At 70.4% G+C, this 22085-nt stretch carries 22 protein-coding genes; 17 read left to right on the forward strand and 5 right to left on the reverse strand.

Features of this window, described 5'->3' with window-relative positions:
* Nucleotides 1-13: 13 nt before the first annotated feature.
* The 4 genes from H5411_RS32545 to H5411_RS32560 are packed head-to-tail and all read left to right on the forward strand — an operon-like array spanning nucleotide 14 to nucleotide 3610.
* Nucleotides 14-799: an SDR family NAD(P)-dependent oxidoreductase gene (locus H5411_RS32545; RefSeq protein WP_101438460.1), complete on the forward strand. Its 786-nt coding sequence runs from the start codon at nucleotides 14-16 to the stop codon at nucleotides 797-799.
* Nucleotides 799-2304: an acyl-CoA synthetase gene (locus tag H5411_RS32550; RefSeq protein WP_183126017.1), complete on the forward strand. Its 1506-nt coding sequence runs from the start codon at nucleotides 799-801 to the stop codon at nucleotides 2302-2304. Before H5411_RS32545 ends, H5411_RS32550 begins: the two co-directional genes overlap by 1 nt.
* Nucleotides 2301-3044 carry an SDR family NAD(P)-dependent oxidoreductase gene (locus H5411_RS32555; RefSeq protein ID WP_101438462.1) on the forward strand — a complete coding sequence of 248 codons (744 nt, stop codon included), beginning with the start codon at nucleotides 2301-2303 and terminating at the stop codon, nucleotides 3042-3044. Before H5411_RS32550 ends, H5411_RS32555 begins: the two co-directional genes overlap by 4 nt.
* 14 nt (nucleotides 3045-3058) lie before the next feature.
* Nucleotides 3059-3610 (forward strand): helix-turn-helix domain-containing protein, encoded by a 552-nt coding sequence (locus tag H5411_RS32560; RefSeq protein ID WP_143271452.1) that lies wholly within the window; start codon nucleotides 3059-3061, stop codon nucleotides 3608-3610.
* Here the strand turns inward: H5411_RS32560 and H5411_RS32565 are convergent.
* A complete protein-coding gene (locus tag H5411_RS32565; protein ID WP_101438463.1) occupies nucleotides 3493-4977 on the reverse strand; it encodes an aldehyde dehydrogenase (NADP(+)) in 1485 nt (494 codons plus the stop codon). The two genes, H5411_RS32560 and H5411_RS32565, sit on opposite strands and share 118 nt — an antisense overlap.
* 225 nt (nucleotides 4978-5202) lie before the next feature.
* On the opposite strand from H5411_RS32565, the gene H5411_RS32570 reads away from it, so the two are divergent.
* From H5411_RS32570 to H5411_RS32620, 11 genes are all read left to right on the forward strand, one after another.
* On the forward strand, nucleotides 5203-6345 hold the full coding sequence (locus H5411_RS32570; protein ID WP_101438464.1) for a CaiB/BaiF CoA transferase family protein: 1143 nt from the start codon (nucleotides 5203-5205) through the stop codon (nucleotides 6343-6345).
* A gap of 37 nt (nucleotides 6346-6382) precedes the next feature.
* On the forward strand, nucleotides 6383-7513 hold the full coding sequence (locus tag H5411_RS32575; protein WP_101438465.1) for an acyl-CoA dehydrogenase family protein: 1131 nt from the start codon (nucleotides 6383-6385) through the stop codon (nucleotides 7511-7513).
* Nucleotides 7510-8694: a CaiB/BaiF CoA transferase family protein gene (locus H5411_RS32580; protein ID WP_101438466.1), complete on the forward strand. Its 1185-nt coding sequence runs from the start codon at nucleotides 7510-7512 to the stop codon at nucleotides 8692-8694. The genes H5411_RS32575 and H5411_RS32580 overlap by 4 nt, the downstream gene beginning before the upstream one ends.
* Nucleotides 8695-8728: 34 nt before the next feature.
* Nucleotides 8729-9844: a zinc-binding dehydrogenase gene (locus H5411_RS32585; protein ID WP_101438467.1), complete on the forward strand. Its 1116-nt coding sequence runs from the start codon at nucleotides 8729-8731 to the stop codon at nucleotides 9842-9844.
* Complete coding sequence (locus H5411_RS32590; protein ID WP_244194786.1) at nucleotides 9841-10956, forward strand: glycoside hydrolase family 88 protein; 1116 nt, start codon at nucleotides 9841-9843, stop codon at nucleotides 10954-10956. The genes H5411_RS32585 and H5411_RS32590 overlap by 4 nt, the downstream gene beginning before the upstream one ends.
* Before the next feature lie 45 nt (nucleotides 10957-11001).
* On the forward strand, nucleotides 11002-12159 hold the full coding sequence (locus tag H5411_RS32595; protein ID WP_101438468.1) for a GAF domain-containing sensor histidine kinase: 1158 nt from the start codon (nucleotides 11002-11004) through the stop codon (nucleotides 12157-12159).
* The gene (locus tag H5411_RS32600; RefSeq protein WP_101438469.1) at nucleotides 12152-12787 is read left to right on the forward strand and encodes a response regulator transcription factor; all 636 of its coding nucleotides are present in this window, start codon (nucleotides 12152-12154) and stop codon (nucleotides 12785-12787) included. Before H5411_RS32595 ends, H5411_RS32600 begins: the two co-directional genes overlap by 8 nt.
* A gap of 90 nt (nucleotides 12788-12877) precedes the next feature.
* Nucleotides 12878-13807: an AMP-binding protein gene (locus H5411_RS32605; protein ID WP_101438470.1), complete on the forward strand. Its 930-nt coding sequence runs from the start codon at nucleotides 12878-12880 to the stop codon at nucleotides 13805-13807.
* 76 nt (nucleotides 13808-13883) lie between these two features.
* On the forward strand, nucleotides 13884-15206 hold the full coding sequence (locus tag H5411_RS32610) for an MFS transporter (RefSeq protein WP_101438471.1): 1323 nt from the start codon (nucleotides 13884-13886) through the stop codon (nucleotides 15204-15206).
* A 402-nt stretch (nucleotides 15207-15608) separates the two neighbouring features.
* Nucleotides 15609-16130, forward strand: a complete 522-nt coding sequence (locus H5411_RS32615) for a hypothetical protein (protein ID WP_101438472.1) — start codon at nucleotides 15609-15611, stop codon at nucleotides 16128-16130.
* Between the two features lie 188 nt (nucleotides 16131-16318).
* Nucleotides 16319-16684 carry a hypothetical protein gene (locus H5411_RS32620; protein ID WP_183126018.1) on the forward strand — a complete coding sequence of 122 codons (366 nt, stop codon included), beginning with the start codon at nucleotides 16319-16321 and terminating at the stop codon, nucleotides 16682-16684.
* Between the two features lie 384 nt (nucleotides 16685-17068).
* Here H5411_RS32620 and H5411_RS32625 read toward each other — a convergent pair whose 3' ends face one another.
* The 4 genes from H5411_RS32625 to H5411_RS32640 form a co-directional block, all read right to left on the reverse strand.
* Nucleotides 17069-17770: a TetR/AcrR family transcriptional regulator gene (locus H5411_RS32625; RefSeq protein WP_183126019.1), complete on the reverse strand. Its 702-nt coding sequence runs from the start codon at nucleotides 17768-17770 to the stop codon at nucleotides 17069-17071.
* 35 nt (nucleotides 17771-17805) lie between these two features.
* Complete coding sequence (locus tag H5411_RS32630; protein ID WP_101438473.1) at nucleotides 17806-18837, reverse strand: MBL fold metallo-hydrolase; 1032 nt, start codon at nucleotides 18835-18837, stop codon at nucleotides 17806-17808.
* 101 nt (nucleotides 18838-18938) lie between these two features.
* Nucleotides 18939-19886: an esterase/lipase family protein gene (locus tag H5411_RS32635; protein WP_101438474.1), complete on the reverse strand. Its 948-nt coding sequence runs from the start codon at nucleotides 19884-19886 to the stop codon at nucleotides 18939-18941.
* 25 nt (nucleotides 19887-19911) lie between these two features.
* Nucleotides 19912-20697, reverse strand: coding sequence for an alpha/beta fold hydrolase (locus tag H5411_RS32640; protein WP_208637458.1), 786 nt, complete (start codon nucleotides 20695-20697; stop codon nucleotides 19912-19914).
* 253 nt (nucleotides 20698-20950) lie between these two features.
* Between H5411_RS32640 and H5411_RS32645 the strand changes: the two genes are divergently transcribed.
* Entirely contained in the window at nucleotides 20951-21670 is a 720-nt protein-coding gene (locus tag H5411_RS32645; protein ID WP_208637459.1) for a hypothetical protein, read from the forward strand.
* A partial coding sequence (locus tag H5411_RS32650) for a cytochrome c oxidase subunit 3 family protein (RefSeq protein WP_220817792.1) occupies nucleotides 21667-22085 on the forward strand: 419 nt, incomplete at its 3' end. The genes H5411_RS32645 and H5411_RS32650, both read left to right, overlap by 4 nt.

Consider the following 22085-nt stretch of genomic DNA (forward strand, 5'->3'; position numbering starts at 1 on the left):
CAGGAGGTCTGCAGTGGATACAGCGGGATGCGCGGTCGTCACCGGCGCGGGTTCCGGAATCGGCCGCGCCTGCGCCATGCGGCTCTCGGAGTCCGGACTCGCCCTCGCCCTGCTCGACGCCAACGGCGAAGCCGCGGAGAAGACGGCGGCCGAATTGCCCGCCGCGGCCGCGTTCGGCGTCGACGTCACCGACGAGACCCAGGTCGCCGACGCGGTGCGCGAGGCCGCCCAGCGGTTCGGAGCGCCGAAGGTGCTCGTCAACGCGGCGGGGATCATCGTCCGCAAGACGCTGCTGGAGTCGAGCGTCGAGGAGTGGCGACGGGTGCTGGACGTCAACCTCACCGGCTACTTCATCCTGCTCCGGCAGGTGGTCCCGCTGATGGCAGCCGGTGGCGGCGGAAGCATCGTCCAGATCGCCTCGATCGCCGGGCACACCGGCTACGGGTTCTCGTCCTACACCGCCGCAAAGGGCGGTGTGCTCGCCCTGACCCGCCAGCTCGCGGCGGAACTGGCGAAGGACGGCATCCGGATCAACTCCGTGAGCCCGGGCGTCGTCCACAGCGGACTCAACCGCGACACGCTGTCGAACAGCGCGATCCACGCGGCCACCGTGGCCAACACGCCGCTCGGCCGCATCGGCGAGCCCGACGACATCGCCCGTGCGGTCGCCTTCCTCGCGAGCCCCGACGCCGGCTACGTCACCGGCACCGACCTGGTCGCCGACGGCGGCATGATCAGCACGATCCACTGGGGCCCGGCCGGGGACGAGCTGCACAGCTTCCACGCCCAGGAGCGCTGATGGCGAACTTCGCGACGATCCTCGACCACAACACCGGCCGCGACCCGGGCCGGACCGTGCTCAGACAGGGCGAGCGCAAGCTCACCAACCGCGAGCTGCTCGACCGCGTCGACGCGGTCGCCGCCGGCCTCGCCGGACTCGGTGTCGGCCGCGGCGACGTCGTCGCCATCCTGCTCTACAACCACCTGGAGTTCCTCGAGACCGCGTTCGCGGTCAACCGGGTCGGTGCCGCGTTCCTGCCGCTGAACTATCGGCTCTCCCCAGAGGAGTGGCGCTACATCATCGACCACTCCGGCGCCGTGGCGCTGCTGACCGAGCCGGAGTTCCGGCCCGCGATCGAGCAGCTCGCCTTGCCGGCGTTGAAGCACCGGCTGCTGCTGGACGGCGCTGCCGACGGGTGGACGGGCTACGCCGATCTGCTGGCGGCCAACGAAGGGAAGTCCGTCGTTCCCGTGCCGGTCGCCCCGGACGAGCTGCAGCGGCTGATGTACACCTCCGGGACGACCTCCCGCCCCAAGGGCGTGCGGATCACGCACGGCAATCTGGCGTGGAAGAACCTGGCGCACATCGTCGAGTTCGGCATCACCGCCGCCGACACGACGCTCGTGTGCGGGCCGCTTTACCACGTCGGCGGGTTCGACCTGCCCGGCGTCGGGACACTGCACGCCGGGGGTTCGCTCACGGTGCTCCGCAAGTTCGACGCGGCGGAGGTCGTGGCGGCCATCGAACGCGAGCGCCCGACGAACATCTGGCTGGCCCCGGCGATGATGAACGCGATCCTGCAGCTGCCGGACCTGGCCGGGCGGGACACGTCCTCGATCCGGTTCATCATCGGTGGCGGTGAGAAGATGCCCGTCCCGCTGGTCGAACGGATCCTCGCCGCGTTCCCGAACGCGTGGTTCGCCGACGCCTACGGGCTCACCGAGACCGTCTCGGGCGACACGTTCAACGACTACGAGCACATGCTGGCCAAGGTCGGCTCCGTCGGGCGCCCCGTCGTCCACCTCGAAGTCCGCATCGTCGACGAGACCGGCACGTCCGTCGGACCGAACGAGCTGGGTGAGATCACTCTCCGCGGCCCCAAGGTCAGCACCGGGTACTGGCACGACGACGAGGCCACCGCCAGGGCCTTCCGCGACGGCTGGTTCCACACCGGCGACATCGGCCGCGTCGACGAGGACGGCTACCTCTACGTGGAAGACCGCAAGAAGGACATGATCGTCTCCGGCGGCGAGAACATCGCCACCCCCGAAGTCGAACGCGTCCTCTACGAGCACCCGGACGTCGTCGAGGCCGCCGTCGTCGGCATGGGACACCCGCGGTGGGGCGAAGTCCCGCAGGCGTTCGTGGTCCTGCGCCCCGGCGCCCCGGCCGATCGCACCGCGTTGATCGAGTTCTGCCGGGCCCGGCTCGCCAAGTTCAAAGTCCCCGCCGACCTGGTGTTCCTCGACGCGCTGCCCCGAACACCGTCCGGCAAGGTGCTGAAACGGAACCTGCGCTCATGACCGCGTTCGACCTCACCGGAAAAGTCGCCTGGATCACCGGCGCCGGCAAGGGCCTCGGCCGGGCCGTCGCGGAAGCTCTCGCCGGGGCCGGCGCGACCCTCGCCGTCACTTCCCGCACCCGCGAGGACCTCGACCGGCTCGCCGCCGACCTCGGTTCGGCGTTGGTGCTGCCGGGCTCGGTGTCCGAGCCCGCCTTCGCCGAAAGCTGTGTGGAGGCGATCGTCGGACGCTTCGGCCGGCTCGACGTGGCCGTCACCGCCGCGGGCATCAGCCCGACGTTCCGGCGCAGCGAGAACAGCGCCGACCGCGACTGGGCCCAGGTACTCGACGTGAATCTCTCCGGCACCTACTACTGCGCGCGGGCCGCCGGACGTCACATGCTCGAGCAAGGCTCCGGTTCCATCATCACCGTCTCGTCGGTGCACGCACGAACCGGGTTCGACCGGATCGCCGCCTACGCCGCCAGCAAGGGCGGCGTCGAGGCGCTCAGCCGCGTCCTCGCCGTCGAATGGGCGCCCCGCGGCGTGCGGGTGAACGTGCTCGCCCCGGGGTACTTCCACACCGATCTGTCCGAAGGACTGGTGACGAGCAAGTGGGGCCAGCGGATCCTGGCCCGCATCCCGCAGAACCGGGTCGCGAACCCGCCGGAGCTCGGCGGCGCCGCGGTCTACCTGGCCTCGGACGCCGCCGCCTACACCACCGGGAGCACTCTCACCGTCGATGGCGGCTGGACCGCCTGAGAAGTCCGCGAACGATGGCCTTCCCGGTCGCGTTGGACATCCGCCGGAAGCCGAGATCGCCCGATGGTGCGACGACCTTGACGACGAGACCGCTTCCGCTGGTGATCCACCGCAGCACCCTGCGCCACCGGCGGGGCCGGATCCAGGAGCTCACGGACCTCGACCTGGATGACGTCGACAGCAGGCTCGACCTGCACGTGGCCACCAGGCGTGTTCGTCGACGCGGCCGAGGACGTCGGCGAATGCACTCGGCACGGGGGTCGCGCCCGAGCAGGCGCGACCCCCGTGCCGCCGCAGTGCGTACCACCGGAGATGCCCTGGCCGGTCCGGTTGCCCCCTGCTCCGCCGAGCAGGTCTCCTCGTCCCGGCGGCGGGCATTCCGTTCCTGCTCCCGGTGCCACGCGCGGTCGTGCGGCCGGCCCCGGTCGTGCTCGCCGAAGACGGGCCGCTACCGCGGCGCGGTCACCGGTGCGGCTGTGAGCGCACCGTCCACCCGCCGCGGGATGCGGAGGTCGTTCGCGTCGCGCAGCGCGGGCGGCAGCACCGTGTCGGGCACCGACTGGTAGGCGACCGGGCGCAGGAACCGGCGCATCGCGGTGACGCCGACCGAGGTGTGCACCGAAGTCGTTGCCGGGTACGGGCCGCCGTGGTGCTGCGCCCAGCCGACCGTCACGCCGGTCGGCCAGCCGTTCCAGATGACGCGGCCGGCTCTGCCGGTCAAGGTGCGCAGCAGGGCCGGTGCGACCGGGTCACCGCTCTGTTCCCCGTGCACAGTAGCGGTGAGGTTGCCGTCCACCAGGTCCGCCGCGGCAGGCAGCTCCGCGTCGTCGGTGTAGGTCACGACCAGCGCGAACGGTCCGAAACACTCGACGAGCAACTGCCCGGGACACCGGGCGAGCTCCGTGGCGGTGGTGCTGACCAGGACCGGCCGGACGACCGACTCGTCCGCGGCGTCCTGCTCGGGGACGCTCAGCGGCCGGACCGCCGGGTGGGCGGCGAGCCGCGCGGCCTCGGCCCGGAAGGCGGTGCCGATGCCCTCGTGCAGCAACCGCATCGGCGCCGTGGCCGCCTCGGCGGCGATCAGGTCTTCCAGTCCGTAGCCCGCCGGCACGAACAACACGCCCGGTTTGGTGCAGAACTGGCCGGCGCCCAGTGACATCGACGCCAGGAAGCCGCCGGCGATCTCCTTGCCGCGGACCCGGGCGGCTTCGCGGGTGACGAACACCGGATTGAGGCTGCCCAGCTCCCCGTAGAACGGAATGGGGGAGGGGCGCGTCGCGGCCAGGTCGGCCAGTGCCCGTCCGCCCGCCGTGGAGCCGGTGAAGGCGACGGCGGCGATCCGGGCGTCGGTCACCAGCTTGCGCCCGTTCTCCATCCCGTGGACCACGGCGAACGTGCCCTCGGGCGCGCCGGCGGCGTGCAAGGCGTCGACGACCACCCGCGCGTAGGCCCCCGACAGCCGGGGCTGTGCGGGATGTGCCTTCGCGACCACCGGGCACCCGGCGGCCAGCGCCGCGGCGGTGTCGCCCCCGGCCAGCCCGAAGGCGAACGGGAAGTTGCTCGCGCCGAACACCGCGACCGGACCGAGCGGGATCAGCATCCGCCGCAGATCCGGGCCGGCGCCGCTCGCACCGGCGCGGTCGATGATCGCCTCCAGCCACGAGCCTTCCTCGACGGCATCGGCGAACATCTCCAGCTGCCCGGCGGTTCGTTCGACCTCGCCGGTGAGCCGCGGCACGCCCAGAGAGCTGTCCGCGTCGGCCAGCGGCACCAGCTCGTCCGCCTGCGTGCGCAGCGCACCGGCGACGGCGCGCAACAAGCCGGCGCGCTCGGTCAAGGGCATCGCCGCGAGCACCGGGGCGGCCGCCTGGGCCGCCGTCAGCACTTTCTCGTACTCCTGGCAGGTGGTGTCCGCGGTCGCGGGGGCAGGCATCATCGCTCCTCTTGCTCGCCGAATGGCCGGAAGTTTCTGGCTGCACGGGAATCCGTGGCTCCTCACGATCACAGGCGGCCCGCCGGAACCGGTACCTCCAGCTGGAGGTACCGGCGTCGTGGCGCCCCGGGTGAGCATCGATCCATCGCGGCGACCCGCGACCTCGCTGAGGAGGACAGTTTTGCTTCATTCCGCAGTTCTTTCCCGGTCTGCCGGGGGTGCTCGATGACCGGCCGGGCGGCCGGACCGCTCGCCGGAATCCGGGTGCTCGACATGACCAGGCTCGCTCCGGGCCCGTACGGCAGCATGCTGCTGGCCGATCTCGGCGCCGAGGTGATCGCGATCGGCGGCGGCCGTTCCGGCCTGCCGGTGCCGGCGCTTTCCCGGGGCAAGGAATTCGTCACGCTCGACCTGAAGACCACCGAGGGCCGCACCGCCCTGCACCGGCTGGTCGCCGAGTCCGATGTGGTCATGGAGGGCTTCCGGCCCGGGGTGGCCGACCGCCTCGGCGCGGGGTACGCGGAGCTCAGTGCGCTCAATCCGCGCCTGGTCTACTGCAGTGTCACCGGCTACGGCCAGACCGGCCCGCTCTCGCAGCGGGCCGGCCACGACATCAACTACCTCGCGATCGGCGGTGCGCTGGGCACCTTCGGGCCGGCCGGGAGCCCACCGGTGCCCCCGCTGAACCTGGTCGCCGACTTCGCCGGTGGCGGCCTGCTCGCCGCGTTCGGCATCGTCGGTGCGCTCTACGAACGGGAGCGCTCCGGCCGCGGGCAGTACCTCGACGCGGCCATGGTCGACGGCGTGCTGTCCATGATGGGCATGAACTTCACCGACTGGGGCCGGGGTGCGCTGCCGCGGCGCGGCGAGGGTGTGCTCGCCGGGTCGATGCCGGCCTATCGCTGCTACGAGTGCGCCGACGGCCGGTACGTGGCGGTCGGCGCGCTGGAGAACGCGTTCTTCGCCAACCTCTGGCAGGCACTCGACCTGGGTGAGGTGCCCGACCACTTCGACCCGGCGAACTTCGCCGGGATCGAGGCACGGCTGAGCGACGCCTTCCGGCAGCGCCCGATGGCAGAGTGGACGAAGTTCTTCGCCGAGATCGACGCGTGCGTCACGCCGGTTCTCGAACCACACGAGCTGGACGGGTTCGCGCAGATCGCCGAGCGTTACCAGGGATTTCACCCGCAGTCCGTGCCGGCGGTGCCGGTGTTCTCCCGGACCGCCGCGGCGCCCGGGCCGACCGACACCGCCGACGCGACCGAGCGGGTGCTCGCACGGTTCGGCCTCTCCGCCGAGGAAGCGGGCAAGGCGGCGGGCGCCCGCGACGGCAGCGCCGTCACGGGCCTGCGCTGGCCACCGATGTGAACCGGTACTTCGAAAAGCCTTGAGGAACAGGAAGAACATGAACACCGAGTACGAGGACTTCCGGGCGAGTGTGCGCCGGCTGGCGGCGGACAAGATCGCGCCCCACGCGGCGGACGTGGACGACAAGGAGCGTTTCCCCGAGGAGGCCTGGGCAGCGCTGCGCGCGGCGGACCTGCCGGGCCTGCCCTACGACGAGAAGCTGGGCGGTTCCGGCGCCGATCTGCTCTCCCAGGTGATCGCCGTCGAGGAGGTGGCGGCGGCCTGTGCCAGCTCCGCGCTGGTGCTGCTGGTCAACTGGGCGGGAACGTCCACGGTGGTCAGTCATGGCTCCGACGAGCTGCGCGCCGAGGTGGTGCCGAGGGTCGCCGGTGGCGAGGCGGGTGCCGCCTGGTGCATGACCGAACCGACCGTGGGCTCCGACCTGTCCGGCATCAGGACCACCGCGACCCGGGATGGTGGCGACTGGGTCCTCAACGGACAGAAGCGGTTCATCAGCAACGCCCCGTGGGCCGAGTGGTACGCCGTGCTCGCCCGGACCGGGGAGAAGGACTTCGGCGTCTTCATGGTCCACAAGGACGATGCCGGCATCTCCTTCGGACCGCACGAGAAGAAGATGGGCATGCGGGGCAGCCCGACCACCGACGTCGTCCTGGCGGACTGCCGGATCCCCGGCAGGCGTGTCGTGGCCGACCCGACGCAGGGCTACCGCTACATCAACGGCGAGCTCAACGTCAGCCGGGCCCTGATCGCCGCACAAGCACTCGGAATCGCACAGGGCGCCTTCGACGCCGCCGTCGCCTACACGTGCGACCGCCGGCAGTTCGGGCAGGCATTGTCCCGGTTCCAGCTGCTGCGGGGGATGGTCGCCGACATGGCGGTGAAGATCGAGTCCGCCCGAGCGCTGCTCCACGACGCGGTCGCGCTCATCACCGCGGGCGACCCGCGGGCGCGGTCCCGGGTCTCCATGGCGAAGCTGCTCTGCAGCGACAACGCGATGTCGGTGACCACGGACGCCCTGCAACTGCACGGCGGCTACGGGTTCATCCGCGACTACCCGGTGGAACGCATGATGCGCGACGTGAAGATCACCCAGATCTACGAGGGGACCAACCAGATCCAGCGGCTGGTCATCGCGAAGGACGTCTACGCCGGGCAGGTGCGGTCATGAGCCGGGTACTCGACGGAATCCGCGTCCTCGACCTCGGCGAGATCATGCAGGGTCCGCTCGCGGCGCAGGTCCTCGGTGACTTCGGCGCCGACGTGATCAAGGTCGAGCGCGGGATCGGCGGCGACATGATGCGGTCGCTGGACCGCGCGGCGGGGGAGGCGGGGGAACCCTGCTCCTACTTCGTCGCGGTGAACCGGAACAAGCGCAGCGTCTCGCTCAACCTCAAGACACGCGAGGGCATGGACGCGCTGCACCGGTTGCTGGCGCGGGCCGACGTGCTGGTGCACAGCTACCGGCCGGCCGCGGTGCGCCGGCTCGGCCTGACCTACGCAGAACTGGCCGAGCGCTACCCGAAGCTGGTCTACGCTTCGGCTTCCGGCTTCGGCGAGAGCGGACCGTACGCGCACAAGGCGGGACAGGACATGCTCGCCCAGTCGCTGAGCGGCATGGCCCGCACCGTGGGCGACCCGAACCTGACGGCGCACATCCTGCCGGTTCCCGTGGTCGACTACGCGTCGGGAATGGCGCTGGCACAAGGGATTCTCGCCGCCCTGCTGGAGCGTGAACGTTCCGGCCGGGGGCAGCACGTGAGCGTCAACCTGCTCGACACGGCACTGGCGCTGCAGACGCTGGAAAGCGCGTCACTGCTGATGTACCAGCGTGAGACGAACTGGGTCACCGACTGGTACAGCGGGATCTTCGAGACCAGTGACGGCATGGTCACCGTGCTCGGGCTGTTCCGGGAGAACGCACTGCACCTGGTGTGCAAGGCGCTCGAAGTGGAGGACCTCAGCCGTCGCCCCGAGTTCGCCACCGCCGAACTGCAGGCCCGCAACAAGGACAAGGCCAACGAGTCCCTGCGGGACACCGTCCGTGCGCTCACCACGGACGACGCGATCGCGCGGTTCGACGCCACCGATCTGCTCTCCGCGCCGCTGCTGACGCTCGAGGAGGCACTGGCACACCCGCAGGTGCTCGAGAACGGCACGATCACCCAAGTCGAGGTCGGCGGGCGGCGGACGACCCGCATTCTCGGCAACCCGGTCAAGCTGTCCCGGACCCCGGCCACGACCAGGCGGGGCGTCGCCGACGTGGGCGAGCACACCGAACCGGTATTGCGCGAGTTCGGCTTCACCGACGACGACCTCGCGCGACTGCGCGCGAGCGGGGCCGTCCGATGAGGACGATCGAACGAACCCAGCGAGGAGGATCCCGATGAACGAGCGCAAGGCCGTGGTGCTGAAGGAGTTCGGTGCCGACCTGGAGGTCATCCGGTTCCCCGGGGTGCGACCCGGACCGGGCGCGGTGGTGGCCGACGTCACCCACGCCGGTGTCTGCGGCACCGACATGCACCTCCAGCAGGGCCGGATGGCGATCCCGCTGCCGGTCGTGCTCGGCCACGAAGCGGTCGGCCGGGTCCGCGAGCTCGGGGAAGGGGTGTCGGCCGACGCCACCGGCGCGCCCCTGCGCGAAGGCGACCTGGTGTCCTGGGCGTCGAACATCCCGTGCGGCACCTGCTTCCACTGCACTACCGCGGGCGAGCCGTCGCTGTGCGAGACCCGCAAGGTCTACGGCATCAACCAGAGTTGTGCTCAGCCCCCGCACCTGTCCGGCGGCTGGTCGGAGCAGATCTACCTGCAGCCCGGCTCCACCATCGTCAAGCTGCCCGAGGGCATCCGGCCGCAGCAGGTGATCGCGCTGGGTTGTGCCGGTCCGACCGTCGTGCACGCGGTGCTGGACATCGGCAAGCCCCGAGAAGGCGATGTCGTGGTGGTCCAGGGCAGCGGGCCGGTCGGCATGGCGGCGGCCATGTTCGCCGCCGTCGCCGGCGCGAGCAAGGTGATCATCGTCGGCGGGCCGGCCAACCGGCTCGAAGTCGCACGGGAGATCGGCGTCGGCGACGTGCACCTCGACATCTTCACCGAGACCGACCAGGAGGCCCGGCTCGCCAAGGTGCTGGCGGAGACGCCGGACGGGCGTGGCGCCGACCTCGTGATCGAGGCGACCGGGGTGCCGGCCGCGGTTGCCGAGGGCATGGCCATGACCCGGCGCGGCGGCACGTACCTGGTGGTCGGCCAGTACACCGACCACGGGCCGACGATGCTCAACCCGCACCACATCACCCGCAAGCAGTTGCGGGTGCTCGGCAGCTGGGCGTTCTCGCCGCGGAACCACCTGGACTACGTGCTGTCCCTGCCCGATCTCGCCGCGCGCTTCGACCTGGAGCGGCTGGTCACCGCCTATCCGCTGGAGCGGGCCGACGAGGCGCTGGCGGACATGCGCGCGGGCCGGACGCTCAAGCCGGTGCTGGTGAGCGGAGACCGGTCGTGAGCGGGCGGTGGGACGCAGCTTCGCAGCGGATGCTGCTGCGGATCGACGAGACCGCGGCCGACGTGGCGACGGGCTTCCCGAACTACGCCGACACGGACACGGGCGAGTGGACCCGCAGCGCGGACGGGTTCTGGACCGGCGGCTTCTGGGGCGGCCTCCTCGCGCTGGCGGCCGTCGACTCCGGTGCGCGGCGGTACGCGCGGCTGGCCGATGACGTCGCCGAGCGGCTCACGGTCCGGGCGAGCTCGGACACGGCGTTCCGCGGTTTCCTGTTCTTCTACGGCGCCGGGGTCGCACACCTGACCGGGAAGAGCGAAACCACGCGTGAGGCGGCGCTCGCCGGTGCGCGGGCGCTCGCGTCGAGCTTCAACCACGACGCGGGGCTGATCCCGCTCGGCAGTCAGGCCGAGGAGTCCGACGCGGTCGGCGCTGGTGCCGCCAACATCGACGCCGTGCCCGGCACCGTCGCGCTGCTCGCCTGGGCCGCGCGGGAGACGGACCGGCCGGAGCTGGCGGACATGGCCCGCGCGCACGCGCAGCGCCACGTCGAGTACTGCCTGCGCGAGGACGGTTCCGTGTGCCAGTCCGCTGCGTTCGACGAGTGGGACGGGACCCTGTTGCGGCGCTACACCCACAAGGGACGCTCCGACGACAGCACGTGGGCCCGCGCCCAGGCCTGGGCGATGCTCGGCTTCGCCCAGGCCGCCCGCTGGGTGGGTCCCGAGTTCGCCGGGCCGGCGACGACGGCCGCGGACTGGTGGCTCGATCAGCTGCCCGCCGACCGCGTCGCACCCTGGGATTTCAGTGCCGGACCGGACGAGCCGCGGGACACCTCCGCGACCGCCATCGCCGCGGCCGCACTGCTCAAGCTGGCCGCGCTCCTCCCGGACCGCCCGCGGTACCGGGAGCACGCCGCCGCGATGGTGGACACCCTGACCACGTTCGTCACGCCGACCGGTGTGGGGGACCACCGCCGGCCGGGCATGTTCACCGGGGGCTGTTTCGACCCCCGGCGCGGGGTCGCCACCGACGCGGAGCTGGTCTGGGGCGACTACTTCCTGCTGGAGAGCCTCCTGGCGCTGCGGGGCGTGCTCGAACCTGCGGAGTTGTAGATCACCCCGGTTATCATGATCACACGTGGACCAGGAGAGGTCGCAATGACGGATGTGCCGGAAACCCCGGTGGAAGCTCTGCTGGAGCAGCTCGCTTCGCGGCATTCCGAGTTGCTCGTCCTGTCGGACGGCTCACTCGCGATGAAGTCGGTGGCCCGCCGCATCCGGGAGCTGGGCGAGTTCGACATGTCCCTGGTCGGCCGGCTCGAGCCGGGGCGCCGGCTGGTGCACCGGAGCTGGCAGGGCACGATGAGCACGGCCCTGCACCGGCTCGTCGTGCCCGAGGGCGTCGGGCTGGGCGGTAAGAGCATCGCCGAGCGACGGCCGGTCTGGGTGCGCGACTACCGCACGTCGGACACGATCACCCACGACTTCGACGAGCTGGTCGCGCGGGAGGGGCTCGGCGCCATGCTGGCCGTCCCCATGATCTACGGCGGGGAAGTGCTCGGTGCCGTGTACGTCGGCATCCGCGACGAGGCGTCCTTCGGCGACCGGGTCATCGCGCGGGTGGAAGAGGTGGCGGCCGTCGCTTCGGTGACCCTGGTCAGCTCCGAGCGGGCGAAGCTGCAGACGGGAGTCGCGCTGGACGCCGAGCGGGGGCGGATGGCGGCCGACCTGCACGACTCGGTCAGCCCGGTGCTCTTCCGCATCGGCGCCGAGCTCCGCAGCCTGCGGTCGATGGACGACCTCGACCGGATCCGGGACCGGCTCGACGAGGTGGAACGGCAGGTCACGTCGGTGAGCGCGCTGCTGCGCAACTCGCTGGCCCGCCTCAACGAACAGCCCCCGGAGCGCCGGCTCGCGGTGGCCATCCAGGAGGACTGCGAAGCCTTCGAGGAGCGGACCGGCCTGCCGGCCTCGTTCGTGGCGCTCGCGGAGATCCCGGAGCTGGCGCCGGGGCGTACGGAGGCGCTGACCAGCGTCGTGCGCGAGGCGCTGGTCAACGTCGAGAAGCACGCCCAGGCTTCCACCGTGGTCGTGAGCGTCGTGGTCGCGGGCGGGCGGCTCACCGTCGTGGTCGCCGACGACGGGCACGGCTGGGCCACCGGGGACCTGGCCAAGGCGGGCCACCTCGGCCTGCCGCTGTCCGAGCGCCGGATGGAGCGGGTGGGCGGCGGCGTGTCGGTCGTCGGCAACGAAGACGGCGGCACGACCGTGCGGGCCTGGGTGCCCTGCGAGGCCGAGAGCACCGGCGATGGGTGAGCACACCGACATCCGGGTGCTCGTGGTGGACGACCACCCGGTGATCCGCGGCGGCGTCGAACTGCTCGCCGCCGAGGACCTGGCGATCACCGTGGTGGGCGGCGCGAGCACGGGGCACGAGGCGATCAAGGTCGCGCAGGAGGTCGCCGCCGACGTGATCCTGCTGGACCTGCGCCTGCCGGACATGCCGGCGCCCGAGCTGGTCACCCGGCTGCGGCGGGTCGCACCGCGCGTGAAGATCCTGCTGTTCACCGCGTTCGCCGACCACGGCGCGATCGACGTGCTGATCGAGGCGGGCGCGGACGGCTGCCTGGTCAAGGACATCACCGGCGGCGACTTCGCCACGGCGGTGCGGCGGGTGGCCCGCGGGGTCCGGGTCGTCGATCCCCGGCTGGCCGGCCGGCACGCCTCCGCGACCCCGGAACTGCTGTTCCGGGTCGGCCTCACCAGGCGCGAGTACGAGGTGCTGCGGCTCGCCGCGATGGGACACAGCAACCCGGAGATCGCCGAGCGGCTCGCGCTCGCCCGGAACACCGTGAAGACCTACCTGCAGACCGCGATGCAGAAACTGAACGCGCGGAACCGGGTCGAGGCCATCGCCAAGGCGCACGAGCTCAGGCTGCTCTAGCCGGTTCGCTTTCCCCGTTCAGCCGGTTCCGCTTTCCCGGCGATTTCCACGAGTCGCCGTGCTGTCACGAATTCGGTGAGGTGTTTCGTCATGAGTGCGTTCCTGGACTACTGGGGAAAACACGGAGGCAGGCCGGCGATGGTCTGGGTGGATCGGGCCGGGCGCCATCGCCTGCTCCCTTATTCCCATTTCGCCGGCCGCGCCGCGCGGTTCGCCGGCCTGCTGGACGACCTCGGACTCGCGACGGGGGAGTCGGTCGCGGTACTGCTGCCGCCGGTGCCCGAATGGTGGGAGGTCGCCGCCGGGACGATGCGGGCCGGGGTTCCGTTCGCGCCGATGCCGTGCGGCGAGCTGGACGGCGACCGGTTGCGATCCGCCGGAGCGGCTGTGGTGGTGGTCGACGAGGCACGCCTCGAACCCGCGCTGGCGCTCCGGCGGGCGGGCGTGGTGCGGCACGTGCTCTGTGTCGGCGGCCTGCCGCACGCCGAAGCGATGAACTACCGGGCCATGATGTTCCTGACGGAGCCGGACCACGAACCGGAAGCCGCGGACGGCCCGGTCCTGCTGACCGGCGACGAGAGTTACAGCCACGCCGATCTGGGACGGCTGGCGGACGGACTCGGCCTGGCGTGGCTGGATCGGAGCCACGACGACCTGCACTGGAGTCTCACCCCACGGCACACGGCCGCCGGCGTCCTGCTCGGCTTGATCGAGCCGTGGTCGGCGGGGGCGGCGATCCTGGTCGACGAAGCCGGTGGTGACCCGACGCGGGTACGCGGCCTGGTGGCACGGTTTCCGGTAACCACGATGTCCGCCCCCGGAACGTCCTATGTGGAGCTCGCGGCAGCGGGAGTGGGTGGTCTGCGGAACTCGTCGTTGCGCCGCGTGCTCGCCACCGGCGCGCAGCCGGACGCCGACGCCGCGCGGACGTGGTTCCGGCAGACGGGCCTCTGGATCCATCCCGGCCCCGCACCCGCCGCGGAGCTGACGACCTGCGCGACTTTTCCCGGCGCCTTTTGACCTCTCCAGGTGGAGGTACCACGTGGTGCCCGCCGCGAAGAGGCTTTCGGAAACCCTCCGTTGAAAAGGAACACCGATGTCCCTGATCTCGCGCAGCGGAAAAGCAGGATTCGCCAGCGCCGTCGGCACGACCGTGGAATGGTACGACTTCTTCATCTACGGCACCGCGGCCGGACTCGTCTTCAACAAACTTTTCTTCCCCCAGTTCGACGCCGTGGTCGGCACGTTGTTGTCGTTCGCGACGTTCTCCGCGGCATTCGTCGCGCGGCCGATCGGCGGAGTCCTGTTCGGACACTTCGGCGACCGGATCGGCCGCAAGTCCATGCTGGTGCTGACCCTGAGCATCATGGGGACCACGACCTTCGCCGTCGGCGTGTTGCCCAGCTACGGGACGATCGGGGTGGCCGCCCCGATCACCCTCGTCACGCTGCGGTTCGTCCAGGGCCTCTCGCTCGGCGGTGAATACGGTGGCGCGGTGCTGATGACGGTCGAGCACGCGCCGTCCCACCGCCGCGGCTACTACGGGAGCTGGGTGCAGATGGGTGTGCCGGCAGGCCTCATGCTCGGCAACGCGGTGTTCCTCGCCTTCGGTGCGATGTCGCCCGAGAGCTTCCTGTCCTGGGGCTGGCGCGTGCCGTTCCTCATCGGCGGCGTGTTCGTCCTCGCCGGACTCGTCGTGCGGCTGAAGCTCGGTGAAAGCCCCAGCTTCGACCGTCTGAAGGGCAAGGAGAACGTGGTCAAGCTGCCGATCGCCGTCGTGGTCCGGCAGTATCCGAAACAGGTCCTGCTGACCGGCGGTGCCTACCTCTCGATCGGGGTCACGTTCTATCTGACCACGGTGTTCGGCCTGAGCTACGGTGCCCAGCAGATCGGTTTCAGCCGAAACTCGATGCTGTGGATCGTGCTGGCGGCGATGGCACTCACCTTCGTCACCCTGCCGCTCTTCGGCGCCCTTTCCGACCGCATCGGCCGCAAGCCGGTCTTCGCCGCGGGGACGGTGGCGATGGGTGTGCTGGCGTTTCCCTGGTTCTGGCTGCTCGGCACCGGTTCGTTCCTGCTCGCCACAGCCGGTTATCTGTTGATCTGCACCGGTTTCTCCGCCGCGTTCGGTCCACTCGCCGCGTTCTTCGCAGAGGCCTTCGAGACGAAGATCCGGTATTCGGGCATCTCGTTCGGCTACACCCTCGGCACGTTGGCCAGCAGCGCGCTCGCGCCGATCATCGCCACCTGGCTACTGGACCGCACCGGCGGCGTCATGGCGGTGGCGTGGTACATGGTCGGCACCGCCGTGCTCTCGCTGCTGTGCACGTTCGCCTTGCGCGAGACCAACGGATCAAACCTGTCCGGCCGGCCACGAACGGCGTCGCGGAGCGAGTCGCCACTGCTGCCTGCCGAGTGAACCACGGCGCCGACGTTGTCTCCCCGGAGGAGGCGGACGCCGACCGGTCGGTGACGGGCGAAGGACGGCGTCGCAACCCGGCGGCCGCCGCCCTGGTGCTCGCTTACCGGGAACGGGACAGTGCGGTGTTGGGCCCAGCGGGGGCACGAAGGCAGGGCCCCTGCCCGGCCTCAGCTGGGCCACCTGCACGACGCGCGGCAGAGCTGGGGCCGGCTCGGGGCGATGTGCTCGAGCCGCCCAGCGCGGTGCCGGGCGCATCGGACCGCACCCTCGGGTGCCTCGGGTGTTTCGTAACAAATCGACACGATCAGGTCACGGCGAGGCTCTCGGTGTAACAGCGATCGCCCGATCGGCGACCTCGCACACGCACCATGATCCAAGGGGAATTTCATGCGAATGAGAATGATCGTCGCTGTCGCCGGGAGCGTCCTCCTCGCCGGCTGCAGCATGCCGAATGCCAACACCGGCAGTGTCAGCCCGGCCTCGGCCGGTGCACCCAGCGCGGCAGCGCCGGCCGAGCAGAAGCCCGCGCCCACCTGGGGACAGCGCTATACGTGGAAGTCGGGGCTGGCCATCGAACTCGCGGCGCCGGTGGCGTGCAAGCCGTCGTCCTATGCGTCGCCGCCGAATGTCGAGCGTGCCGTCAAAGTCAAGTTCACGATCGTCAACGGCACCGACAAGCCGTACGAGGCCGCCGGGCTGTCATTCGGGAACGACGTGCAATTCTCCGGTGCGAAAGCCGAACCGATCTTCGACAGCAACGGTAGCTGCGGTGGTGGTGGACTCGATGCCGCCACGGTGATGCCGGGCAAGACCTACACGTACGAACAGGCTTACTCGGTCGGCAAGGCGAAGGGCGAGTTGCAGATCGCTCTTCAGCCGGACTTCGGGTCCGACAAGGCCGTGTTCGTCGGCCCGGCCTGACAGTCAAGGGGCGTTGAACGCGATCGTCAGGTGCGACGGCCCGCCGGAGTGGGACGATCGAAGCCGTCGCCGGCGGGCCGGAGCGGTCGTCGTGGGTGCGACGGGTGTGGATCCGGACCCTCCACGGGTGCCGAAGGGCTTCCGGCCGGGATGTGGGCGGCCTGATGCGGCGGCGAGCAGTGCCACGCTTGCCGCCGGGCAACGGCACCGTCGTGGCGACGCGGCCCGTGGCGGTGTCGAGCAACGCGAGCCGGTCCGGGTCGCGCACGCCGACCGCGACGCGATGGGTGACGCCGTCGGCGACGATGCCTTCCCGCGGCGCGCCGACCGGCATGACCTCGCCCGCCGGTGCTGCTGTAACCGGTGCCGGTGCGGGCTTTGCCGGCGGCCAGCGCGAACATCGCGACGGCGGTCAGGCCCGTCCAGACCACGCCGCCCAGGCTGTGACCGGGCCGGAAGCCGGTCGCCAGCGCAAGGGAGGATTGGACGGCGAGGTAGACCGCGAGCAGTCCGAAGGCGATGCCGATCAGGCGCAGCGCGCGATCCCGGCGTAGGGTGCCGGAGCCGGACAGCTCCCAGACGACCACGATCGACGCGCCGATCTCGATCAGCGAGTCCACGCCGAACCCGGCCAACGCCACCGAGCGCGCGGTAATGGCGGTGACGGCCAGCACCGCGATGCCGACGACGTTCCAGTCCAGCGTGAGGTACTCCAGCAGGAGCCCTCGACGCAGCAGGGCGGCGCGGTGCTCTGATCGCGACGCTCATGCTTCGCATGATGGCAGGCCGGCCAGGCAGCGCGGGCCGGCGGCGGGGTGCTCGGCACCGGCGGTGACCGTCGTGGCGGTGTACTAGGTGCGCCGGTTGTAGACCGCAAACGACAAGGTCCGTGAAGCAGGCTTCCTGCTCGTCGCGACCAGCAGGGTTCGATTGGCCTGTCAGCGGTTCGAAGCCGTTTTGGCCGGCTTGCGCGCTCGTGAACGCTGCGGCTTCCGCATGGGCTCGGCTTCGACGGCCTCGGGGACGGCCAAGCCCGCACGCACAAGCGACTTCGCTGTGCGGATCACTTGGTCGAGGGTGCCGCGGCGAGGGTTCCACCACTCGGCGGCCCAGTTGAGCGCCCCGAGTACGAGCATGCGCGCCGCCCGTGCGTCGAGGTCGGGGCGGAGGGCGCCTTCGCGCTTGGCGGCGTCGAAGAGCCGTCGCCAGACGTCACCGTAGCGATTGGCCTCGGCTTCGTACCGGGCTCGCATGTTGTCCGGGAGCTGGCCGGCGTTGCGGATCGCCGCGGTCGTGTAGTCCGAGGTCTCGAGCTGGTACCGCAGGTGGGACTCCACGGCAACCTCGATCCGATCGAGCGGACCCGTTTCCGGCGGGAGCGCGTCGAGCTGCTGCTGCACGTGGTCGGTCATGTTCGCGATGCCCGACCACATGACCTCCTCGATGAGCTCCTCGCGGGACGGGAAGTGGTAGTAGATCGCCGGCGCCTGCAGCTCGGCGACCTCGGCGACGTCGGTCAGCCGGGTACCGGCGAACCCTTTCCGGCTGAGCACGTGCGCGGCCGCGTCGAGGATGCGCTGGCGCGTGCGCGCCGACTTGCCGCCCGCGCTGCTCGTCGTGTTTGCCGGTTTTCTAGCCACGAGTCGATCCTAACGGCCGCAGGCCGCCAACCTGGTCAAGCAGCCCGGTAGCGGCGGGTGGCGGGCGTTTCGTCCACGGTGACGCGGCCGAGGTGGGCCAGCACGTCGAGGTGGGCCTCGATCTCCATGACGGCCGACATCTGGTGGTCCAGCTGGAGGTTGTCGAGCCGCCGGCGGTGCCGTGTCCACGGCAGGCGCTGGGCGACCTCGTACGCGTTGGTGGCGCCCGCCACCAGCAGGCCGTTCACCTCGTCGAGCCGCTCGCGGTGGTGGTCGAGGATCTCGTGCACGCGGGCGTGGGTGCTCGCGCCGACGGGACCGTGCGCGGGCAGCAGGATCATGTCCGGCCTGCTCAGCAGCAGCTTCAACGAGGAGATGAACGAGCGGAGGGGAGTGGCCTCGGGTGCGATCTCGAAGCCCAGGGAAGGCGTGATCGTCGGGAGCACGTGGTCGCCGGCGATCAGCACGCCGGCGTCGGCGTGCGCGTAGACGACGTGTCCCCGGGTGTGGCCAGGGGTCGCGACGGCTTCGAGCTCGCCTTGACGCAGGGGGATGCGGTCGCCGTCCTCGAGCCAGCCGTCCGGCGGGCCGTACGGTGTCGCGACCTCGTATTCGGGCATTTCGTCCGTTCGGAGGCGCTCCGCCAGCTCCTCGGCCCCGCAGCGAGCCAGCAGCGCCGGGTGCTTCGGGAACCTGCTGGTCCCGTCGAAGCCGTTGATGCTGAAGCGTTCGTTCTCGCCGATGAAGAGCTTGAGGCGCAGAGTCTCACGCCACGCGAAGGCCTGGGTGTAGTGATCCCAGTGGTGGTGCGTCGCGAGGCAGATCTTCACGTCGTCGAGCCGGTGGCCGAGTTCGGACAGCGCGGCGGCGACAGCTCGTTCGTTTGCGGCGCTCACCCAGCCCGGGTCGACCAGTACCAGGCCGTCGTGCCCTTCGAGCAGGTAAGCATTGACGGCGGACAGCCCGTTGATCGGGAGCGGCAGCGGAATGCGGTGGATCCCGGGTCCGACGGCATGCGCTCCGGGGGTGGTCCAATCGTCCGCCTGGTCGATGGGATTCGCGGCCATTCGCCTGTCCTCGTCTAGTTGTCGCCCGTACGCAACGACTTTAACATTAATTAGATTAAGGAGACGGGCATGTCATGCACGTCGTCCTCGTCGGCAGCCGGTCAGCCGGCGAGGGCGTAGTCCCGCAGCGGTGGCTCCGACGGAGTGCACGGAAGGGAGTAGAAGGCGCCTGCTGCCGCAACCGCCGTGTTCAGCAGCCGCGCGCGGCCGGCCTGGTCCAGTCCGGGTAGGTCCGTGGCGAAGCAGGTCGACGCGGCGACGCGCGCGGGCATGGCCGGTCCAGCGTGGGTCAAGGCGTCGGCCACGAGGGCGTACGCGACCGCGTCGGAGAGCATGCCGAGGTGTCCGACCAGCCGGTCCGGGCAGACGTCCTGGACGAAGATGTCGGTCGCGCCGGGGAAGCGGGTCGCGGTCGGGGCGGGGAACACCACTTCGTCCGAATAGGAGCCGATCGACGTGAAGGCCACGCCGTCGAGCGGTTCGCGGACGAGGGCTCGCATCCACTTCGAACCCGCGCTCAGCTGGTGGGCGACGTCCGGGCACCTGCCGGGCACGCAGACGCCGTTCGCCAGCCGAGTGCCGTCCTGCGGGCCGGACAGTGCGATGGCGTCGTCCACTTCGGCCGCCAAGTCGGGCCAGAACCGCAACGCCCACGGGATGAGGCCCCCGCCCTGGCTGTGCCCGATGACTGAGACCTTGCGTTCCGCAGAGCTGTACACCGACCGGATCGCGTGCACGACGTACTCGACGCTCACCTGCATGTCGATCTCGGCGCGATGGGGCAGCTGGACGGTGCACACCGGATAGCCCGCCGTCCGCAGCGCGCGCTGATAGCCCCACCTCCACGTTTCCTCAGGCGTGGTGAACGTGCCGTGCACCAGGATCACCGGCGTCTTGGCCGGAGAGCTGACATCGGCGGAACAGCTCAGCGCCTGGCTGAGGGAGCTGGTGGGTTCTTGCAGGACGGGGCCGGAGGCGGCCGACGCCGGGACCGTGATCAGCGCGGAAACGAGGGCAGTGAACAGTGTCGCGAGAACGAACTTCGCCATTGAAGCTCCTTTGTGGACTTTGATCTCAGCCGTTGCCGATGAGGCCGTGTGCGCGGCACCAGTCGGTCATGGCGGCCATGACCTCGGCACGGTTGGTTTCGTTGAGGATCTCGTGCCGGGCACCGGGGTAGGCGACCACGGTGACGTCCTTGAGGCCGGCTTCGCGGTAGCGCTGCTCGAGCGGGTGGAGGAGGGCGAGACCGCCGTTCACCGGGTCTTGGTCGCCGACCGCGATGTAGAGCGGCAGGTCGGCACGGACCTCGTCCGTTCGCGTGGCCGCCAGTGCGGCGCCTTCGAACACCGCCTTGATGCCATCGGGATCCAGGCTGAAGCCACATCGCGGGTCGGCGATGTACGCGTCGACAGCCGAGTCGTCCCGGGAGAGCCAGTCGAAGTCGGTCCGCGCCGGCTGGAACGGCGCGTTGAACATGCCGGGCTCGAGCGGGGCGTCCGCGGGTAACGCGGCCGCCAGCAGGTCGACGGCCGCGGTTCCCGTGAGGATGACGGCATCCACGTCGGCGCTGTGGTCGACGAGGTACTGCTGGGTCGCGAACGAGCCGAGGCTGTGTGCGAGGAGGGTGAGAGGCAGGCCGGGATGCTCCCGGCGAGCATAGCTGCCGAGGACTCCGATGTCGGCGACCAAGGCGGGCCAGCCGTCCGTTCCGAGCACCCCGAACTCCTGGGGCGACGACGCACTCGCACCGTGGCCACGGTGATCCTGCGCGTAGACGACCACGCCTTCGGCGGTGAAGCGTTCGGCAACTTCGGCATAGCGCAACGCGTGCTCGCCCATGCCGTGGGTGATCTGCACTCTCCGATCCGCCGGTGAGCGCCCGCACCCCAGTGTCCGAGCGTGAAATTTAACCTAACATAGAAGGTGGCCGAGGCGTGCCTGGTCGAGCCCGGCGAATCGAGGGCACATCGTCGGGCTCCTGACGGGTTGGAGCTTCCCCCTTGCGGGATCGCTCGACGCTCAATAATCTAGTCGAGATTAAAATCGGTCGACGCGGACCGGCTGTCGTGATGTGGCCGGGTCCGTTCGCCGGACACGTCGGGAGCGTGCCATGAACACGAAGATCAAGCTGCTGTGCGCCTGGAGTGGGCCCGCCACGGTGGTTCTCGCTCTGACGGGCTGGTTGATCGCCGGGGTGCTGCCGATGCCGCCCGCGGCACATCAAAGCGCGACGGAGATAGCCAACTTCTACGGCGACTCGTCGAGCAAGGTCCTCTTCGGGCTCATCCTGTCCGCGCTCGCGGTCGGTTTGGTCTTCCCGCTGATCGCGCTCATCGGGGTGCACATGGTGCGGATGGAGGGCCGGACCCCGCTGCTGACCTTCCTTCAGCTCGTCACGGGCGCCGCGACCGGCGTCCTGCTGCTCATTCCCCTGCTGATGATGGCGGTCTGCGCCTTCCGTCCGGACCGTGCGCCGGACCTCACCCTGATGCTCAACGACCTCGCGTGGCTCTTGTTCATCACTCCGATCGCGCCGTTCATGATCCAGAACATCGCGATCGGCCTGGCCGTGCTCCGCGATCGCAACCCGGAGCCTGTCCTGCCGCGGTGGGTCGGCTACCTGAACTTCTGGGTCGCGTTCCTGTTCGTCCCCGACGTGCTCGCGTACTTCTTCTACAGCGGGCCATTCGCGTGGCAGGGCATCTTCGTCTTCTGGCTCGCCCTGACCGCCTACGCGGTGTGGCTGGTCGTGATGGGCCTCGTGCTTCGCCGGGCGGTCCTGCGCGCGGAGGTACCGTCCGGCGAAGCTTCGGAACCGGTTCCCTCGTGACGGAGGTGAGTCGCGTCGACGACGAGCTTCCGGACTTCCTGCAGCCGGAGCCGTTTCGTGCGGCCACGCGAAGGCCTCGGCGCCAACCCGTGGATCGGCCGCCCGGGGAGTACGGGCTCTGGATCTTCATCTTCGGAGATCTGACGCTCTTCGCTGCCTTCTTCGTGGTGTTCACCTGGGAGGCCGGTCACGACCGCGCTCTCTTCGGCGACTCGGCGCGCCGGCTGCTGGTGCCGCTGGGGGCGGTGAACACCCTGGTCCTGCTCCTGAGCTCGTTGCTCGTGGTCGCCGCTGTCCGGGCCTACGCGGCCGGAGCCGCGGCGGTCGCGTCACGCGCCTCGGCCGGCGCCATCGGTTGTGCGGCCGTGTTCGTCTCGATCAAAGTGACCGAGTACGGGCACGCAGTGGGAGCGGG

The organism is Amycolatopsis echigonensis (genome assembly GCF_014174495.1).
In the GTDB taxonomy this organism is placed as follows: domain Bacteria; phylum Actinomycetota; class Actinomycetes; order Mycobacteriales; family Pseudonocardiaceae; genus Amycolatopsis; species Amycolatopsis echigonensis.

Bases quoted from the DNA above. Each gene is read 5' to 3' on its own strand.
- H5411_RS32565 (WP_101438463.1), bottom strand. From the start codon at position 4,977: ATGCCTGCCCCCGCGACCGCGGACACCACCTGCCAGGAGTACGAGAAA.
- H5411_RS32575 (WP_101438465.1), top strand. From the start codon at position 6,383: ATGAACACCGAGTACGAGGACTTCCGGGCGAGTGTGCGCCGGCTGGCG.
- H5411_RS32560 (WP_143271452.1), top strand. From the start codon at position 3,059: ATGGCCTTCCCGGTCGCGTTGGACATCCGCCGGAAGCCGAGATCGCCC.
- H5411_RS32585 (WP_101438467.1), top strand. From the start codon at position 8,729: ATGAACGAGCGCAAGGCCGTGGTGCTGAAGGAGTTCGGTGCCGACCTG.
- H5411_RS32595 (WP_101438468.1), top strand. From the start codon at position 11,002: ATGACGGATGTGCCGGAAACCCCGGTGGAAGCTCTGCTGGAGCAGCTC.
- H5411_RS32580 (WP_101438466.1), top strand. From the start codon at position 7,510: ATGAGCCGGGTACTCGACGGAATCCGCGTCCTCGACCTCGGCGAGATC.
- H5411_RS32600 (WP_101438469.1), top strand. From the start codon at position 12,152: ATGGGTGAGCACACCGACATCCGGGTGCTCGTGGTGGACGACCACCCG.
- H5411_RS32550 (WP_183126017.1), top strand. From the start codon at position 799: ATGGCGAACTTCGCGACGATCCTCGACCACAACACCGGCCGCGACCCG.
- H5411_RS32610 (WP_101438471.1), top strand. From the start codon at position 13,884: ATGTCCCTGATCTCGCGCAGCGGAAAAGCAGGATTCGCCAGCGCCGTC.
- H5411_RS32630 (WP_101438473.1), bottom strand. From the start codon at position 18,837: ATGGCCGCGAATCCCATCGACCAGGCGGACGATTGGACCACCCCCGGA.
- H5411_RS32605 (WP_101438470.1), top strand. From the start codon at position 12,878: ATGAGTGCGTTCCTGGACTACTGGGGAAAACACGGAGGCAGGCCGGCG.
- H5411_RS32645 (WP_208637459.1), top strand. From the start codon at position 20,951: ATGAACACGAAGATCAAGCTGCTGTGCGCCTGGAGTGGGCCCGCCACG.
- H5411_RS32635 (WP_101438474.1), bottom strand. From the start codon at position 19,886: ATGGCGAAGTTCGTTCTCGCGACACTGTTCACTGCCCTCGTTTCCGCG.
- H5411_RS32570 (WP_101438464.1), top strand. From the start codon at position 5,203: ATGACCGGCCGGGCGGCCGGACCGCTCGCCGGAATCCGGGTGCTCGAC.
- H5411_RS32555 (WP_101438462.1), top strand. From the start codon at position 2,301: ATGACCGCGTTCGACCTCACCGGAAAAGTCGCCTGGATCACCGGCGCC.
- H5411_RS32615 (WP_101438472.1), top strand. From the start codon at position 15,609: ATGATCGTCGCTGTCGCCGGGAGCGTCCTCCTCGCCGGCTGCAGCATG.